Below are 17,402 nucleotides of genomic sequence, written 5' to 3'. Positions count from 1 at the left end.
GGCGGTGGACGAAAACACAAGCTGTTTAACCTTATGTGCTTCTAAAGCTTTTAGGAGGCTATGAGAACCAAGTACATTATTATCATAGTAATTTAGAGGATTTTTCATCGATTCCCCTACCAGGGATGATGCCGCAAAATGAAAGACTGCCTCTATTCGCTCACTGGAAAGGACACTATTCAGAAAATCCTGCGATCTGATATCCCCCTCATAGAAGGCTGCCTTCGGATGGACCGCCTGCCTGTGGCCCGCAGCCAAATGATCAATTACCACTGTTTCATACCCTTTTCGAATGAGTAGATCTACAATATGTGAACCAATATAACCTGCTCCTCCTGTAACCAAGATTGCCATTCCATCACTCCTGCATAGGTTTATATTCTCTTTTCTATATGCAGCTTTGAGGGTGAGTATGATAAAACTGCGGAGTCCCTCATTCCCCGAATGAGTATCAGAATCGGCTCTTCTGTTCGGATTTCTCCTTTTCCTGTCCGAAGTGGCTCCAAGTTCGGACTCCTCTGACCGGTTTTCCATTCCCCTTTCCCTTGTCATTTTCAATTAAAAAAGGGCCAGATTCATCTGGCCCCCACAATTCTAATTAAATTTAAATCGATGCCTTTATCTGCTTCGTATAGAAAAAGCGCACTATAAAGAAGTAAACAACCTGGATGGCCAGGAAAACACTCAGAACAGCAACTGATTCCTTAAACAGGTTAAAGTAGAACAGGTTCGATAACGCTGTCAGGGCTACAGCACCATGGATAAGAGCGACGAGGATCGGCGCGAAAAACAGAATCATAGTCTGTCTGTTTAAAACCTTTTTCAGCTCTTTCTCGGTTAACCCCATCTTGGAAATCGATTGGAATTTTTGTTTATCTTCATCCAGGTCCATGTAGAGCCTGAAGTACAGGAAGCTGCCGGCTGATACGAAAAAGACAATCCCGATAAACAGACCGACAAATAAAATGGGCCCGTAGCCTTTCATAATCTCATATATTTCGTAGTCTACTGATGTAATTTCATATCTTGGCAGTTCCTTGTACAGCTTTTCAGAGGCAGCCATTACCCTTTCCTCTCCATCTGTTGCCTGCCAGGCGTAATAGCTTTCCTGAAACTCTGGTTCAGGAAGCTTTTGATAGTCTTCATCTGACACGATAAAATAGGAATCTGTTGCCGGCAGTGCTTTCGAATGAATGACTTCCTCTGGCTTTAAAACAGTGCCGGACTTCAGTGTAATCGTTTCATTCAGGAGTTCCTTCGTTTGCCCGAAGTTGGTCCCTTCAAACTCAACTGTCATTACTTGCCCGTCTTTTAAGTCAACCGGATCTTCATCAATGAGCTCGGCAAAGCGGTTAAAATCGGATTGACCCGCAATCAGAATGGAATCCCCGCCAACTTCAAAGTAGCGTAAAACAGTATGCTCCGAATCCGCTTCAATCTTTTCTTCCTTTAATGTTTGATTGATAAACTCAACATTCTTCACTTCATTTTCTTCAGAAGTTTTATAGGAAAACGTTGTGGAATTGACATTTTTTATGTTTGAGGTCAGCACGGTTTGAAAACCGAATAAAGAACCAATTGCACTGAACGCAACTGTTGAAACCATCGCCACCATGAAGAAGGTTCGTGCATTATCCTTCATGCGAAAGGCCAGATCTGAAAACAACAGCATATTGGTCTTAAACCAAAAAACACGTTCATTTTTCTTTAATCTTCTAATAATATAAACACTTAATTGCGTAAATAACAGGTAGGTGCCAATGCAGACAACGATGATCACCGGCACCATTGCCGCTACAACGACTAACCCTTTTGCGATTAGTGCAGCAGCATACCCCGCACCTAATAATAGGACAGCCAGCATCGTTAAGAAAAGATTCGCTTTTGGCTCACCCTTTGACATTTTATTTCCCTTAATTAATTCAATCAGCTTTTTGCTGCGCAGAACATACGTCACAAATAAGGAGATAAAGAAAAATAAAATAATAAAAGAAATGAAGGTGATCAGGATGGCCTTCACTGGAAAATAAAAAGACAGTGCCCGCTCAATAATCAGCACATTTTCAGCCAGCAGCAAAATCGCCTTTGCAAATACAACGCCGAGGAGAATTCCGCTTAAGGTTGCCAGAAAGCCAATCAGCATATTTTCCAAAAACACCATGAGACGAATCTGTTTCATGGACATGCCCTGCATCATTAATAACCCAAACTCTTTTTTCCGGGACTGCAGAAAAGAACTCATAGAATATAAAACAAAAAAGAACGAAAACACATAGATAATGCCTGCTGCTGCATTCATTCCCTTCGTTACAGTTGAGTTCATGCCATCCCCGCTTAATGCTGGATGATTCGCAAAAATCGAGAAGGTAAAGAAGACCATGACTGTAAATAAACTGCTGAGGAAGTAGGCTGCATATAAGCGTTTGTTCCGTATGACGTTATTAAACGCGAACTGACGAAAGGTCATGTGCATCCCCTCCAAGCAAAGAAAGTGTATCAATGATCTTCTGGAAAAAAGCCTGGCGGTTATCACCGCGGTGAATCTCCGAATAGAATTTTCCGTCACGGATGAAGACGACCCTGTTGCAATAGCTCGCGGCCTGCGCATCATGTGTGACGAGCATCATGGTTGTCTTCTCAATTTTATTAATCGACTCAAGCATTTCCATTACATCTTTGGAAGACTTGGAATCCAAATTCCCTGTAGGTTCATCCGCCAGCAGCAGCTTCGGCGTATGAATCATCGCTCTAGCCACAGCCACTCTTTGCGCCTGTCCGCCTGATATTTCATACGTCCGCTTTTTCATAATGCCTGTAATTCCCAGTTTTTCAGCGATTTCGTATGCCTTGTCTTTCATTTCCTTCACTTTTTTCCCGTCCAATGTTAGCGGCAGGACTATATTTTCTTCAACCGTCAAGGTATGAAGAAGGTTGAAGTCCTGGAAGACAAATCCTAATTCACGGCGGCGGAATTGGGCCAATGCCTCTTTTTTTAAGACATGGGGATTTCTTTCATTGATCAGGATTTCCCCTGTTGTCGGTTCATCAATGGTGGCAATCATGTTCAGCAGTGTCGTTTTTCCGCTTCCCGAAGGACCCATGATTCCGACGAACTCACCTTCATCAATGGTTAAGTTAATATCTGTTAACGCACGATAGGCGATCTTTCCTTCATAAATCTTGCTTACTTGCTTCACTTTTAGCATCACAAGTTCTCCTTTCACATTCAGTTGACTTGTGATCAGTATATCTTCTATACCCATTTCAAAAAATCGATTTCTCTTTCACTTACCTTACAAGGCTGTAAGGTTCTGTGTTTTTCCAAAGATCATCCGGAAAAGAGACCCTTCCCCCATCTTGGATTCCAGCTCAATGCGATGGCCAAGATGATCGGCTGCCTCCTTCGTCAAGTACAGCCCCATACCTGTGGATTCTCTGAATTTCCGTCCATTTTCACCCGTATAAAAAGGTTCAAACACACGGCGCTTGTCTGATTCCGGAATCCCGACGCCAAAGTCCTTCACTTCTAAAACAGCTTCTCCGTTTTTTTCAAAAATGGAAATATCAATTCGATTGCTTTTCCCTCTGGAATACTTGACCGCATTATTGATCAGCTGAGAAAGCATAAAGAAAAGCCATTTCTCATCTGTCTCCACGATCATGTCCTGCTTCTCCTGCAGGAGATTTGGATACACCCCGTTCCGGATATAAAGCCGTTTGTTTTCTCCATTCACTTCATGAATGATTTGGGATAAGTGTACGGGTTTTATATGAAAATCCTGTTCGATCGTCCGGAGTCTCGCCATATAGAGGATGGTGTTCAAGCCCGTTCTCATCCGATCCGTCTCTTCACGAATACTGGAGGAATCAGGTTCATCCAGGTTTTGCGCAATCAGTTCAATGACAGAAAGCGGGGTTTTCATCTGGTGGACCCATTGATCCATAAACTTCAGATGCTCCTCCTGCCTGGATTCCAGCTCTTTAATTCTCGTCTGGTAATGTCTGTATTGTTCCTTCAGCAGATGATCCAGCGCCTGTGAAATCGGTGAGTTCTCTGTTGTTTGAAAAGAATCGTCAAGGGAAGCAAGTTCCTCCGTCAGCCTCTTATAAAACTTGCGGCGGCTAAAATAGTGGTATGTCAGGTATGCCGTGAGAAAGAATAAGCCGAGAAAGATGCCATAAAGGGCTGGCAATAGATGACGATAGCCATCCAGCCAGTAAATGGCCAGAATCATAAAAAATTGAACGACCTGTACAGCGATTAGTAACGCATGCTCTTTAAGGAATAATTTCATGTTTCTCCAGCCTTTCACCAGGTAACGATCAAACGGTAGCCTGCGCCTCTCACTGTTTCGACCGCTCCTGAAAGCCCGATTGCCTCAAATTTTTTTCTTACCCTCGCCATATTCACATTCAGCGTATTCTCATCCACATAGACCTGTTCATCCCACAGCTTTTCCAGCAGGTCTTCACGCCCGGCCACACGCGGGTGCCGCTCCAGTAAATTCTCAATAATATCAGCTTCTTTTTTGGACAGCGGAACGGTTTTATCACGGAAACACAATTCCAGCCTTTCCGGAAACAGCTTCAATCCCTCTGCCTCGAGAACTCGTTCCTGGGCCTGCGTGGCATATTCCCCGTAAGCCCGCCGAAGCTGGCTGCGGATTTTCGCCATCACAATTTCCGGATGGAACGGCTTGGTGATGAAATCATCGCCGCCATTCTCAAGCGCCATCACCTGGTCCATCTCCCCTACCCGTGCGGAAATGAAGATAACCGGACAAATCGACTCCTTGCGGATTTGCCTGCACCAGTAATAGCCATCAAAGCTCGGAAGATTAATATCCAGGAGCACAAGATCCGGTTTATGCTTATGAAATTCCCCCATCACATCATCGAACTGTTCCGCAGCCGCAGCATCATACCCATACTTCACTAAGTGTGACTGCAGGTGCTCCGCGATTTTCGGATCATCCTCAATAATATATACTTTCTGCATCCTCTCACTCCTTTGTCTAGAAAATTATGCCATAAGGAGAACAGGAAAAAAAGAGCTGCCTCAGCAGCCCTTTTTAGACACAAGCTTTCTTTTCTAATACACTAATCCATTTGTAATACCCAATAAGTATGGTTAATAGAATCGGATTAACAATGGCAGAATACCATATACTCCACCAGCCATAATGAAAAAAGCCGAATGGATGAGGCAGCATGGCAATAGCTTCATAGGTCAGCAGGAAGATTTCCCAAATAAGAAGGTAACGTACCTTTTTCATGAAAGCTCCATTAAAAGGGTACCAATTGATAAACATCAAATTTATGGGCGGAATTAAGATTGTGTAAGCAGGAAGTGCTACCCAGTCTATTCCTTGAGTAAAGTACCAGTATCCTTTGTATTTTAGATCGATAAAAATATCAAAGAATAGTTGGAATGCAATAGTAAAAACCCAAATATGAACAATTTTATTGGCTGATATCCCTTTAATGGTCTTATATAATATCAAATTAAACACAGCAACTGAGGCAATTTGTAAGATCATTTTCCACTCCGGAAAGTTTTTAGATATTATTTGCATTGAGCGGTAATTCAATCCTCTCAAAACACTCCTCTGTTTATTAATTTTTTGTCATTTAGAGACTAGTTTTGTCGAAATGATTCAATGTTTTTCCTTAATTTGCAATAATAGTTCCTGGACTTTTATTATTTAAAGGAGTAAATAAATGTGTCATTTTTGCAGTGAACTTAGAAGGAAGATTCAACTTTTTAGAAAAACACTTATTGAAACTGGAATAAAGAAAGGTTTAGAGCATCCTGATACTATAAAAAACAGTCAGATATTGGATGAACTTATCTTTAGGTTCCAGTCCAAATGTAAATAGGATTCATTACAGTAAATGAACTACTTTTAATAGAAACTCACTTCTCCGCCAAATAAGCAGATAAATTTCAAAAAGAGGGCAAGATAGATAAGAAATAAATCTATAAAAACCCGGAGAATCTGAATGGTTTATATCTTTACAATAACAACGCTTGCTATCAACTCTATATTGATTTTCATTATTCCATTAAAATTAACCCGGCAGGAGCTTTATACAACCTGGCTGGCTGTCACTCTAAATGCGCTCCTTGCAGATTTGATTTTTGGGCATGTTTTAGACCTATACGACTTAATGGATCCAGGTCCCCAGCTTTTTGATTTATTTATTGAAATCACCCTGCCGGCAACATTCGGAATCCTATATGTTAACTTCATGCCTAAACCAAAGAAGAAATTTTTGCTTTACCTTTTGTTTTGGGTCGGTTTTTCTGTATGTTACGAAGTCCTATCCAGTTACTTTGGCTACGTAGTATATAAGGGCTGGCAAGTATGGTGGTCAGCCATCTATTATATTGGAGCCTGCCTTTATATGCGCTGGCATTTTAGTTTTATAAGGAAAGAAAGGTATCAGCATTAAATAGAAAAGGACAAGCCGAGAAGCAGTGCCTCAAAAAATGCACATACAACTAAGTCGAAAAACAAGCAGTCCATGTCAATGCGTCTGCTTGTTTTTTTCCCTTCAATAAGATCGTCTGCATTCGATCCTGCCGACTCTGCCTTCAACATGACAAAAGTGTCACTTTACATTCTGTTACATCGATGGCTGGCGGGAAAAATGGCCGGTATAGTAGGTAGAGAAGGAGGTCGAAATCATGACCAAGATGATACAAACAAAAAACCTATCGAAATCTTATGGAAAAACACAGGTCTTAAAAAATATTGATTTGACTGTTGAACGGGGGGAATTGACTGCCATTATGGGTCCCTCCGGATCTGGAAAAACGACGTTAATGAATACTCTATCAACCATTGATGCCTTTAGCGGGGGGAATGTTTGGATAGAGGGAAATTCCCTTTTAGATATGAAAAAGAAAGACCTGCGGGAGTTCCGCCAAAAAAGAATGGGATTTATTTTTCAAGACTATAACTTACTGGATACCTTAACAGTGAAGGAGAATATCCTCCTCCCGCTTTCGCTGCAAAAAACACCTGTTGCCGAAATGGAAAAGCGAATAGCAAAATTGATTGATGCCTTAAATATTGAATCAATTTTACATCAATATCCTTCTGAAATTTCCGGCGGCCAGAAACAGCGTACAGCTGCCGCACGGGCAATTATTACTAATCCCGCAATTGTATTTGCTGATGAACCAACGGGTGCACTCGATTCCCGATCTGCTACCCAGCTGCTGGAACAAATTCAATTGCTCAATGAAACATTCAAGACAACCGTTCTGATGATTACTCATGATCCGTATGCAGCCAGCTACTGTCAGCGGGTAGTTTTTCTCCGTGATGGAAAAATCGTCAACGAAATGTTTAAAGGGGAGCAGACGGAAAAGGAATTCTTTGACCGCATCCTGACGATTCAAAGTGCTATAGGAAGTGGCCGGCGATGAACTTAGTGGATTTATCATGGAGGAACATGAAGCGGAACTTCCGTTTGTATTCCATTTATTTCATTTCCATGTTTGTCGGGGTTGTCATTTACTTTACCTTCTCTGGTCTAATGTTTAACAAAGATGTAGTCGAAGCCATTCAAAATAAAGAAAACTACAAAATGGTTATTTCCCTTGCTTCGGTGATCGTCTTCTTGTTTATTGTCTTCTTTATTTTGTACGCGAACTCCTTTTTCATGAAACAGCGAAAAAAAGAGTTCGGCATGTATTTACTTTACGGGATGAAAGAACGGCAAGTTGCCGCAATGGTCTTCTTTGAAACATTATTCTTGAGCGCCATTTCGGTTTCCAGCGGTATCTTAATCGGTGGATTGCTTTCGAAGTTTTTCGGTGCGGTATTAATGAACTTAATGCGCTACAATGAGAACATTTCTTTTGCTTTTCCATTGGAAGCGATTGTATCAACAGTTCTGTTATTCGCCTTATTAATCATTATCATTACAATTCAAAGTTATTTTAATGTCCGGCGTGTCCAGTTAGTGGAATTGTTTCATGCAAAGGAAAAAATGGATAAACCATTTACATTTTCTTTTGGCCTGGCGTTATTGTCCATTATATTGATTGCCGGGTCTTACTATATGATTACCATAGGAGATACGGACATCTGGGAAGACCATTTTAAAGAAACATTAACAGCTGTAACTGTGGCTCTGATTGTCGGGACGTATTTATTTTTCCGCCAGTTTTCCGGCTGGATGCTGCAAAAGCTGAGTCAAAGGAAAAATTATTTTATTGGCAGTAAAATGTTATGGATATCCTCTCTCCGTTTTTCCATTCGGGGAAATACAATCAATTTTACATTCAATTCACTGATTAGTGCGATTGTCATCTTTACAGTCGGATTTATCGCTGTAGATTACGCTGTAAAAGGTGAGGTTGTGAAAAAAGAATTTCCAAACCATATTGCTTTTTCAACCCAGGATGCTGAAACTCAAAAACAAATTGAACAAATCATGAATGACTCACATCCAATCATTGATCATGAAACCATTACGGGCATACAAACAGAAAAAATTCAAAATAGAAATGCATTTTTTAGCCATCCCGAATATTACACCGAGGAATTTTACCTTTTTCCGGAATCCCAATTAAATGCAATTGTTGATTTGCGAAAAATGGGTGAAAAAGCAGATCTAAAAGGTGAAGAAGCCATTGTATTAACAAGAGGAATTGATAAACCGGAAAAATTTAAAAGTTCTCAGCCTGAAATAACCGTTTTGGAAGACCATACATTTCGTGTAGTCGAAAAAATACGATACCCGCTGTTAAGTATCCCAACGAGCCCTGGCGGCAATACCAAGCCGCAGCCTTCAGTACTCATTATTTCAAACGAGGCTTTTGAGAACTTAAGAGAACATCACACCCTTTCTTCATTTGAAATTTATCAAATCGAAGATCCCAAAACATCAAATGATGTATCACGAGAAATATACGACCTCATTATGAAAACAGAAGATGCCTATTATTCTGCCTATATTGATATGTATTCTGTAGATACGGAGTCGTCTTCTTTAATCCTGTTCTCCGTTGCCTTTTTTGCCGTTATTGCATTGTTTGCTTTAGGGAGTGTCATTTACTTTAAACAGCTCCGCGAAGCTACAGAAGAACGGGAACACTACGCCATTCTGCGAAAAATCGGTGTGGACGACAAAGACATGAAAAAGATCATCCGAAAACAATTGCTGTTCGTATTTTTGCCGCCGCTCCTGCTGGGGCTGCTGCACAGCTGGTTCCTTTTATATTACACAGTCATCCTAATCATAAAAGATTTGCCTTCTTTAACGACGATTATTTTTTCAGTCATGGGATTATATGTGTTAACGTATCTAATCTTTTACGTTTCATCCGTATCTATTTACTACAAAATTGTCAGCGAAAAAAACACACGATGAGTTGCTTTACTCATCGTGTGTTTTTTGCATTATTAAAAACGGATCGCAATCAATCGGGAAGTGAACAATAAATTGGGTGTACTCTCTCACATTCGACGTACAGCTAATGTAATGCCCTAACTTATTGCTTAACTGCTGGGCTAAATATAAACCCATTCCGGTCGACTTCGAATACAATCGCCCCGTTTCTCCGGTAAAACCGCGATTAAATACTCTCGGAAGATCTTTCTGGCTGATGCCGATCCCATTATCCCGAATCAAAAGCTGTTTTTCCTGTGGAGTTTCTGATATGGAAATGGTAATCTCTCCGCCAGGTTCTGTATATTTCAAACTGTTTGTCAGAAGCTGATTAACGATGAACTGGAGCCATTTAGGATCACTTTGAACCTCCAGCTTATCTGCCTGTATGTGAATGCGGATGTTTTTTGAAATAAAAGTTTTTGAGTGGGACTTTACAATATCCTTAGAAATCTTGATAATATCACATTTCCGGATATCGTAATCCTGATTAAAGCTGTCTAGTTTAGCGTAATAGAGTGCTTGATCAACATAATTTTCAATTTTTGTGATTTCTTCTCTTAAACTGCCTGCGTCCATATCAGTTTGCTGCAGCAGGCGAAGAACTGCAATCGGTGTTTTGATTTCATGGAACCAGGAGACGATAAAGTCGTAATGATCCTTCTGCCTGTCCTGAATCCGATTCATTTCACGGATATGTTCACGCTTCAACTCATCTATGTGGGCTTTAGCGAATTCTCCTTCCAGAGACAGGCTGTCATATTCCGCCCTTTCCAATTGCCTAATCACACGCAGATTTTGCTGGTACCGATATACTAAAAACCCGATTAATACAATAGAAGATAGGGCGAAGGCATAAAGGAAAGTACCCCATGCCAGGCTTCCATTGATATCAGTAAAAAAGATTGCTGCAGAGATCAGGAAACTGATCAGATAGAGGATTATATAAGGTTTTTCATAGGATAGAAAACTAAGGAAGTTCATTCAATTAAATACCCTAACCCTTTCCGAGTGATAATAAAGTCCTCTAGTCCAATTGCGGCAATTTTCCTGCGCATCCGATTCACATTCACGGTAAGTGTATTATCATCGACAAACTGCTCCTCATTCCACAGTGCCTGCATTAAGTCATCCCTCGAGACGATTTTCCCGATATTCCGCATCATCAATTGCAAAAGGATGAATTCATTCCTGCTAAGCTCATTGCTTTGCCCATTAAATTCAATCGTTGAATTGGTTACATTTAATTTCAGGCCGCGATGGATGAAACGGAGATTCTCCTCTTCCTGATAGGTGTACTTTCGGCGGATGAGTGCACTGATTTTCGCGAGAAGGATATCCAAATCAAAGGGCTTCTGGATAAAATCATCCCCGCCCATATTAATGGCCATTATTATATCCATATTCTGATTTCTGGAGGAAAGGAAAATGATCGGCACTTTTGAAACAGATCGTATTTGCTGGCACCAATAGTATCCATCAAAAACGGGAAGATTGATATCTAATAAAATGAGATGTGGACTTGTCTGCTCAAATTCCGTCAGCACCTCGTCAAATTGGGTTACCTCCACCACATCATATTGCCATTTTTTTAGCGTATCAGCGACAATCCGTCTGATTTTTTCATCGTCTTCTATCATCATGATTCTATACATAAAAATCCCTCTTTACTGGAATAATGGTTACCGTTCATTCCGGCACAATTTCTTTAAGTCATTAGGATAGGTCAGTTACTATTATTCCACAAGCAGTATATTTGAAATGATCTATTTTTCCATTAGTGATTAAGCTCATCAATGGTCTTAAAAATTCTCGAATACACATCACGAATAGATTCATCAGTCAGTTCGTCATTATACAGCCCATACCCCCAACTATGAAATGCATCATTTTTTTTCGATTTAAGAACTCCCACAGCATAGCTTTTACCAGCTTCCCACTTCCATGAATCATTATATTCTGTGTCTTTAACAGTAAACGGGATATGACTGCTGGCTGATATAAAAAAGAATGGAATGGATGAATCTGAATATGTCTCTGTATAGTTGGCCTCAGCAGCTTTAGGAAGATTTTTCTCCGACATTATTACTGCATCAAAAGAGCTCAATTCCTCATTTGTAAGTTCATCAAAAGAAATTTCATTAAACTTCACTTGTTCTGCATTCACTTCTGGCGGTTCTCCAATTATCGCAATCCTTAATGTCCTTCCCTCATACGGCTCGAAGTCAGGGTTTTGAGTACAAGCTGATAGTAAAATGGTCAGAGTTAGCAATATATAAGAAATCTCTCTTGTCATACTCATCACCTTTGCCAAAATTAATATAAAGAATTACTCCTATTATCCCAACAATCATTTAGCGCGAGGCCCTTTTTAGCATTTCTTTGCTTGAAAGCAGCCATACATCCTGTAAATATGCCGATGGTCACTAAGCCGGCGCCTATATGCTGAATGATATTGGTTTCTGAAATACTGCCGGTAATAAACACTTGAAAACCGATGCAGCCGCTTCCAAAAATAAGGAGAAATAAAGGGTTCTTCAACTCTTCTTTAGCATCCTGCTGTTCCTTTTTGTCCAATCTTTTATAAGTTTTTATAAAAAGGAAAATCGGAATCGCCCATATTAAAATGATTAAAATAACCTGTAAGAAAATCATATGAACCCCTCTGGTAAGATATAAATCTATTACTTCAAAATCATACCATATTCTAACAAAAACAAAAAAGAGCGCCATCCATTGGATAGGCGCCCGATAAAAATAATTATGATAAATGCTTTATTTTCCTTTCAACCGGTGTACGCTCCTTCGCTTCAGGTACCTCCTCAGGAAAGCCTACTCCAAAAATACCAACTACATCGCAATCATCCGGGACATTTAAAGCAGTTCTTGCTGCAGCTGAAACCCCCAGGGAAGACCAGAATGTCCCCACTCCTGATGCCCACGCCATCAGCATAAAGTTCTGGATAAAACAGGATACTGCAGCCATGTTCTCATTTCGTTCCAGATCGGTTGCTCCATGCTTGGATAGAATGGCCAGCACGACCGGTGCCTGGCAAAAATCGGTCTTGTGATTCAGCTTAGCCCTTGTTTCCGGACCAACAAATAATACTTCCCATGGCTCCGTCATTTTATGGTTGGGTGCCATGGTCGCAGCCTCCAGCCAGGAGGTGATTAGACTATGCTCCACTTTATCAGATTTGAATTTTTTTATGTTGCGGCGAGTCGTGATTACTTTCTGTATATCCATTGTTAATTTCCCCTTTCATTTATCATTCATTTTACTGGATTAATAGGTTATTTACATCACAGCCTTCTCATTATCAATGGATTTCCCACTGGGCCGGGCTGCCAGGAACATATAGGACAGAACAGCCCCTGCACTTGCACATGCTATGACAATCCCCATCGATTTCGCCGGGCTGTCTCCTAAGCCGACAAGAGGAGCCACACATCCCCCAAAGATTAAGGATAGTACCCCCAGTAATGCGGAGGCACTCCCTGCCGACTTGCCTTGATTCTGCATGGCAAGCGAGAAGCCTGAAGTACTCACCACCCCAATACTTGAAACAACAAAGAATAACGGCGGCAAAATAGCGTACAAGCCTGCATCTAAAAGAAGCATGATTAATAGAGCAATAGCTCCCATGAAAGAGATGCATATGCCAGCCGTAAAAAGCTTCCTTTCACTGATCCGCCCCGCCAGTCTTCCCGTGATTTGACTGGAAATGATGATTCCAAGACCGTTGATGGCAAAGATCAGGCTGAACATCTGCGGGCTGGCCCCATAAATGTTCTGAAGGACGAAGGGCGAGCCGGATATATACGCAAACATGGCAGCAAACACCAGGCCTTGCGATAATGCATACCCTATGAAACTTCTATCCAATAAGAGCTGCTGAAAGGTCGTTAATGTGTTTTTTATGCCGCCCTGTGAACGGGAATCATCTGCCAGCGTTTCTGGCAGACCAAATAGTACGACAAGAAACATCACCAAGCCAATTACGCTCAAAACAATAAACACTCCCTGCCAGGGAGCAATCCGCAATAACTGGCCACCAATTATAGGAGCAAGAATGGGGGCCACACCATTCACTAAAGCCAGCAGAGAGAAAAATTTGGTCAGCTCGGTGCCTGAGTATAGATCTCTGACAATTGCTCGGGAGATGACAATCCCTGCTGCCCCGGCCAGACCCTGAATAAACCTCAGCACAATCAAGCCCCAGATGGACTGGCTAAAGGCGCACAAGAGAGAAACGGCAAAATAAATCAGTAATCCTAAAAGAAGGGGCTTCCGGCGTCCTCGTACATCACTGAGCGGCCCTGCAAGCAGCTGGCCTAAAGAAAGGCCAAGCAGGAAAAAGGTCAAACTTAGCTGTACAAGGGACGGCTTGGTATGCAAATCAATAGCGATATCAGGCAGAGCCGGCAAATACATGTCGATGGATAGAGGAGCAAACGCAGCCAAAGTACCAAGTACGATCGCCATCCATAATCGCCTGGACTTTGAAGGTGCACCCTGTGCATTACTTATATTTTCTAAAGAATCATTCATTGATTTTCCTGCCTTTTCCTATGAATTTGGACTTTGAGCTCAAAGATTATTGATAAGAATCCGGATGGCTTCTGAAACATCCACCTTTTTTTCCTGGCAGAAATGATTCAGCTTTTTAAACATCTCTTCATCCAGCCTGACATGGATGGAATGCTTAAGTTTTTGGCCTTCAGGCTTCTTGGGACGTCCCCTTCCGATTTTCCGCTGTCCTCTCTCATCTCTCCAAACGGCTATGGTCACATACCCGTCTTTTTCCAGCCATCTCTGAAGATCATTTTCCGTCCAAATGCGTGCCGCATCATTCTCATGTTTTTTTAGATATTCTGTAAGATCCTCACCTTCAAGACCTTTCTTTTGCGCTTTATGGATCATCTTATTTCTAAGAAACTCTTCATATTGTTCGAGTGAAGTAAAGGTTTGCTCTTTCATAAACCCTCCGGATTATTTTTTGTTCTACAAAAAATAATAAAGAAGTTTATTTCACAATGCAATCTTTTTTGTTCTACAAAAAAAGAAAGCCTAATTTCTCCGGGAAAAGTTAGGCTTTCTTTATGAATATCAATGAATATCAATGTTTCTGAACCACCCCAGGCTCAAGATCTCTTTCAGAACTTTTTGGAGATCCTATCAAAACGCCAATTCCAAGCAATAAGAGAAGGATCCCTAACCAGGAAGTCATGTTTAAAGATTCCCCTAATAGAAAAACGCCTAATAATGCTGCAGTTAAAGGCTCCGCCAGCGCAAGTGTGACCGCAGTTGAAGAGGAAACATGAACAAGCCCTTTTGAAAAAAGGAAATAGGCAATTCCCGTAGCCAGAATCCCCAGGTGCAGACTGACAGTCAAACCCCGAACACTCGCAAGCCAGGACATGTCAAAAATAAATAAGAATGGCGATAGAAAGGTGGCACTTAGTGTGAACACAACGGCAACGACTGATAGTGATGAATAATTTTCAACCAGGTCCCTGCTGACAAGCGTATAGCCTGCAAATGTCAAACCAGCCCCCAATGCCATTAATAGTCCAGCCGGGTCCATTTGAACCGAATTTTTGTTCATGAAAAGCAGAACACAGCCCAAAACGGACAGGAAGGTAGAACACCACCAAATGGCAGACGGGCGTTTTTTCAAATAGAGCCATTCAAGAAAACCCGATAAGATCGGCGCACTCCCGATCGCTGTCACGGTTCCAATGGCTACTCCTGTAAGGGTCACCGCTGAGAAGAACAATGGCTGGTACAGCGCCATGCAAAGTGAGGCCAACAGGGTGTTCCTGATAGGCCAATTTTTCAGGTCCAGTTTCCCCGTTATCAGAACCATGCATAATAAAAATAAACCGCCTGCCGCCAGTCGGGCAGCCCCGATGGCAATCGGGTGTGCGCTTTCCGGCGCAAAGGCCTGCGTTGTACCCGTAGTCCCCCAGAGCACTCCGGCAAGCAATATAAAAAATGGAGCCGCTTTCCCGTTCATGTAATCACCTCAATAAAAAAAGATAAAAGGAATCATTAAACTTATCTTAGAAAAATTCCTGGGAATTTTCTTTACCAAGTTTAATATCCCTTTTATCCATTCTTAAGGATCCTGTATTTTTGAGGTGCTATTCCTTCACTGCGGGTAAACCACCGTGTAAAGGAGGAAGAATTTTCGAAGCCTAATTCCCCGCTGATCACCGACATGGACCAGGAGGTTGACAATAATAAATGCTTCGCCTCTTTCAAGCGCAGATCAGAAATATAGCCTTTAGGGCTTTTCCCGGTCTTCTTCTTAAACCATGCGGAATAATAGGCCGGATGATAATGTTCGATTTGCGCCAGAGTCTCCAATCGGATCGACTCCTTATAATGCTTATGAATATAGTCAATCGACGGGGGTTTGGCGACTTGCAGTTTGCTGGTCACATACCTGGTCAAATCTGCCAGGGAGGATGTATCCCCCTGATTCCCCGACTCTCCCAGCAGCAAATAACGGATCGAAGACCATTGCTGATCCAGCTGAATGTACATACTGCTGGTCTCTTCCGGCAAATAAGGCGCCGGGATATCCAGAATTAAAAATTCATTCCGGTCCATCGACCGATAGTTATGATCAAACCCTGGCGGAAGATAAAAACAATGGTCGGGGTCAAGCTTGATTTCCTGCCATTTCGTCTCGATATCCAGGGAGCCCTGCAAAGGAAAAAGAAACTGGCCAAACTCATGCTGGTGCGAATGAAACTCTCTGGAATAGGATCTTTTTTCGCAGGTAATGCTTTCCATTTTATTCCCCCCTGATCATGCTTTAGTTTATTATAATCCGAAACTATGAGGGATGAAAGATTGGATAATGAATCGGAAAACTATACGGAATAAACAAAGCCAAATGTCACATGATAAGGAAAAAATGGGGGTGGCACCCGGATGGCAAATTTCTTTAGAATAGTCAATGCGATTATCTTATGGGCAATCGTCATTAAGTTTCTTCCAAAGAAATCATTAAAAAGGTATTTGCCGGTTACACTGTTCTGCGCAGGTAATTTGCTGATACTTTCTCTTCTTAACTTCATCTTTAAATGGTGGAAGGTAAAAGGCGGCACTAAATTTCTTATATTTGATGACCTTGCTTTTATATACGGCCCATTTTTCACCATGAATTTATGGGTATTTCATTTTACATATGGAAAATTCTCGATCTATGCCTTAACCAACCTCATCATGGACCTATTATTTGCTTTTCCCTTGAGTGCACTGTTTCAAAAAATTGGCCATTATAAGTTAAATAAATTAAACTCACTGGGATTATTTATTTATGTACTATGCTTTCGCATTATTAAATTACGGATTTCAAATGATGTTCGAAAAAGAAGTTAACTGCTAAAAAATAAACAAGTACTGCCGGGAGTTTTTTCGGCGGCTATCCTTCCTCTCCTGTCCGGATAGGTCACAGATTCGGACTCAAATCTTCGGTTTTCTCCTTATCCTGTCCGAATAGGCACTGCATTCGGACTCAAATCCTCGGTTTTATCCGCATCCTGTCCGAATAAGCCACACATTCGGACTCAGGACGTTTTTTTTATCCCTCTCCTGCCTGATTAGATCCGAATTCGGATTTATTTAGAAGTATCCAAATTAATATCGCCTCAAGCTATATACTCATCCCAGCTGCTGAATAATAAAAATAGCCGAAGATGACCATCTCTTCAGCCTTGTTTCTCCAATTCAAGCAGAAACTGCTTCATTTCAATGCCCCCGCGGTAGCCGGTTATCGCACCATTTTTGCCGATGACACGATGGCATGGGACCGCGATTAACAGCGGATTCGAACCGATTGCTTTCCCTGTTGCACGGACTGCCTGCGGCCTGTTTATTTTCTCTGCGATATCCGAATAAGAGACAGTTTTTCCGTAAGGGATCTGCGCTAATGCCCCCCAGACTTCCTCTTGAAACGGAGTCCCTTTCAAATCCAGGT

At 41.5% G+C, this 17,402-nt stretch carries 21 protein-coding genes; 5 read left to right on the top strand and 16 right to left on the bottom strand.

The genetic code is table 11. From position 1 onward, the window contains the following. The 6 genes from ACEQ1T_RS18960 to ACEQ1T_RS18935 all read right to left on the bottom strand — a co-directional run. A partial coding sequence (locus ACEQ1T_RS18960) for an NAD-dependent epimerase/dehydratase family protein (RefSeq protein ID WP_370224263.1) occupies positions 1-354 on the bottom strand: 354 nt, incomplete at its 3' end. Positions 355-604: 250 nt separating this feature from the next. Continuing rightward, positions 605-2,467, bottom strand: coding sequence for an FtsX-like permease family protein (locus ACEQ1T_RS18955; protein ID WP_370224262.1), 1,863 nt, complete (start codon positions 2,465-2,467; stop codon positions 605-607). Continuing rightward, positions 2,442-3,206 (bottom strand): ABC transporter ATP-binding protein, encoded by a 765-nt coding sequence (locus tag ACEQ1T_RS18950; RefSeq protein WP_206841163.1) that lies wholly within the window; start codon positions 3,204-3,206, stop codon positions 2,442-2,444. The genes ACEQ1T_RS18955 and ACEQ1T_RS18950 overlap by 26 nt, the downstream gene beginning before the upstream one ends. 87 nt (positions 3,207-3,293) lie before the next feature. After that, positions 3,294-4,295 carry a sensor histidine kinase gene (locus ACEQ1T_RS18945; protein WP_370224260.1) on the bottom strand — a complete coding sequence of 334 codons (1,002 nt, stop codon included), beginning with the start codon at positions 4,293-4,295 and terminating at the stop codon, positions 3,294-3,296. Positions 4,296-4,309: 14 nt separating this feature from the next. Next, positions 4,310-4,999, bottom strand: coding sequence for a response regulator transcription factor (locus tag ACEQ1T_RS18940; protein WP_206841154.1), 690 nt, complete (start codon positions 4,997-4,999; stop codon positions 4,310-4,312). 73 nt (positions 5,000-5,072) lie between these two features. Beyond that, entirely contained in the window at positions 5,073-5,540 is a 468-nt protein-coding gene (locus ACEQ1T_RS18935; RefSeq protein WP_370224258.1) for a hypothetical protein, read from the bottom strand. Between the two features lie 181 nt (positions 5,541-5,721). Between ACEQ1T_RS18935 and ACEQ1T_RS18930 the strand changes: the two genes are divergently transcribed. The 4 genes from ACEQ1T_RS18930 (at position 5,722) to ACEQ1T_RS18915 (ending at position 9,390) form a co-directional block, all read left to right on the top strand. Then, a complete protein-coding gene (locus tag ACEQ1T_RS18930; RefSeq protein WP_206841132.1) occupies positions 5,722-5,880 on the top strand; it encodes a Spo0E family sporulation regulatory protein-aspartic acid phosphatase in 159 nt (52 codons plus the stop codon). A gap of 123 nt (positions 5,881-6,003) precedes the next feature. Beyond that, the gene (locus ACEQ1T_RS18925; protein ID WP_370224256.1) at positions 6,004-6,456 is read left to right on the top strand and encodes a hypothetical protein; all 453 of its coding nucleotides are present in this window, start codon (positions 6,004-6,006) and stop codon (positions 6,454-6,456) included. 235 nt (positions 6,457-6,691) lie between these two features. Next, a complete protein-coding gene (locus ACEQ1T_RS18920) occupies positions 6,692-7,438 on the top strand; it encodes an ABC transporter ATP-binding protein (protein WP_370224255.1) in 747 nt (248 codons plus the stop codon). After that, entirely contained in the window at positions 7,435-9,390 is a 1,956-nt protein-coding gene (locus tag ACEQ1T_RS18915; protein ID WP_370224254.1) for an FtsX-like permease family protein, read from the top strand. The genes ACEQ1T_RS18920 and ACEQ1T_RS18915 overlap by 4 nt, the downstream gene beginning before the upstream one ends. Positions 9,391-9,396: 6 nt before the next feature. Here the strand turns inward: ACEQ1T_RS18915 and ACEQ1T_RS18910 are convergent, their stop codons facing one another. From ACEQ1T_RS18910 to ACEQ1T_RS18870, 9 genes are all read right to left on the bottom strand, one after another. Then, positions 9,397-10,392 (bottom strand): sensor histidine kinase, encoded by a 996-nt coding sequence (locus ACEQ1T_RS18910; RefSeq protein ID WP_370224252.1) that lies wholly within the window; start codon positions 10,390-10,392, stop codon positions 9,397-9,399. Further along, positions 10,389-11,063, bottom strand: a complete 675-nt coding sequence (locus ACEQ1T_RS18905) for a response regulator transcription factor (protein WP_370224251.1) — start codon at positions 11,061-11,063, stop codon at positions 10,389-10,391. The genes ACEQ1T_RS18910 and ACEQ1T_RS18905 overlap by 4 nt, the downstream gene beginning before the upstream one ends. A gap of 122 nt (positions 11,064-11,185) precedes the next feature. Then, positions 11,186-11,704: a hypothetical protein gene (locus tag ACEQ1T_RS18900; protein WP_370224250.1), complete on the bottom strand. Its 519-nt coding sequence runs from the start codon at positions 11,702-11,704 to the stop codon at positions 11,186-11,188. A gap of 20 nt (positions 11,705-11,724) precedes the next feature. Then, the gene (locus ACEQ1T_RS18895) at positions 11,725-12,063 is read right to left on the bottom strand and encodes a hypothetical protein (RefSeq protein WP_370224249.1); all 339 of its coding nucleotides are present in this window, start codon (positions 12,061-12,063) and stop codon (positions 11,725-11,727) included. A gap of 106 nt (positions 12,064-12,169) precedes the next feature. After that, on the bottom strand, positions 12,170-12,655 hold the full coding sequence (locus ACEQ1T_RS18890; protein WP_370224247.1) for a nitroreductase family protein: 486 nt from the start codon (positions 12,653-12,655) through the stop codon (positions 12,170-12,172). A 51-nt stretch (positions 12,656-12,706) separates the two neighbouring features. Next, positions 12,707-13,960, bottom strand: a complete 1,254-nt coding sequence (locus tag ACEQ1T_RS18885) for a multidrug effflux MFS transporter (protein WP_370224245.1) — start codon at positions 13,958-13,960, stop codon at positions 12,707-12,709. Between the two features lie 39 nt (positions 13,961-13,999). After that, positions 14,000-14,389, bottom strand: coding sequence for a hypothetical protein (locus ACEQ1T_RS18880; protein WP_370224243.1), 390 nt, complete (start codon positions 14,387-14,389; stop codon positions 14,000-14,002). A 139-nt stretch (positions 14,390-14,528) separates the two neighbouring features. After that, positions 14,529-15,428: an EamA family transporter gene (locus tag ACEQ1T_RS18875; RefSeq protein ID WP_370224241.1), complete on the bottom strand. Its 900-nt coding sequence runs from the start codon at positions 15,426-15,428 to the stop codon at positions 14,529-14,531. 92 nt (positions 15,429-15,520) lie between these two features. Continuing rightward, positions 15,521-16,213, bottom strand: coding sequence for an AraC family transcriptional regulator (locus ACEQ1T_RS18870; RefSeq protein WP_370224240.1), 693 nt, complete (start codon positions 16,211-16,213; stop codon positions 15,521-15,523). Positions 16,214-16,354: 141 nt separating this feature from the next. Here ACEQ1T_RS18870 and ACEQ1T_RS18865 point away from each other — a divergent pair, with 141 nt between their 5' ends. Beyond that, on the top strand, positions 16,355-16,804 hold the full coding sequence (locus tag ACEQ1T_RS18865; protein ID WP_370224239.1) for a hypothetical protein: 450 nt from the start codon (positions 16,355-16,357) through the stop codon (positions 16,802-16,804). A 329-nt stretch (positions 16,805-17,133) separates the two neighbouring features. Here ACEQ1T_RS18865 and ACEQ1T_RS18860 read toward each other — a convergent pair. Further along, a partial coding sequence (locus ACEQ1T_RS18860) for a methylated-DNA--[protein]-cysteine S-methyltransferase (RefSeq protein WP_370224237.1) occupies positions 17,134-17,402 on the bottom strand: 269 nt, incomplete at its 5' end.

It is taken from the genome of Cytobacillus sp. (assembly GCF_964223445.1).
In the GTDB taxonomy this organism is placed as follows: domain Bacteria; phylum Bacillota; class Bacilli; order Bacillales; family Cytobacillaceae; genus Cytobacillus.
Note: the sequence above shows the minus strand (reverse complement) of the source record. Positions and strands in the feature narration are given on the sequence as shown.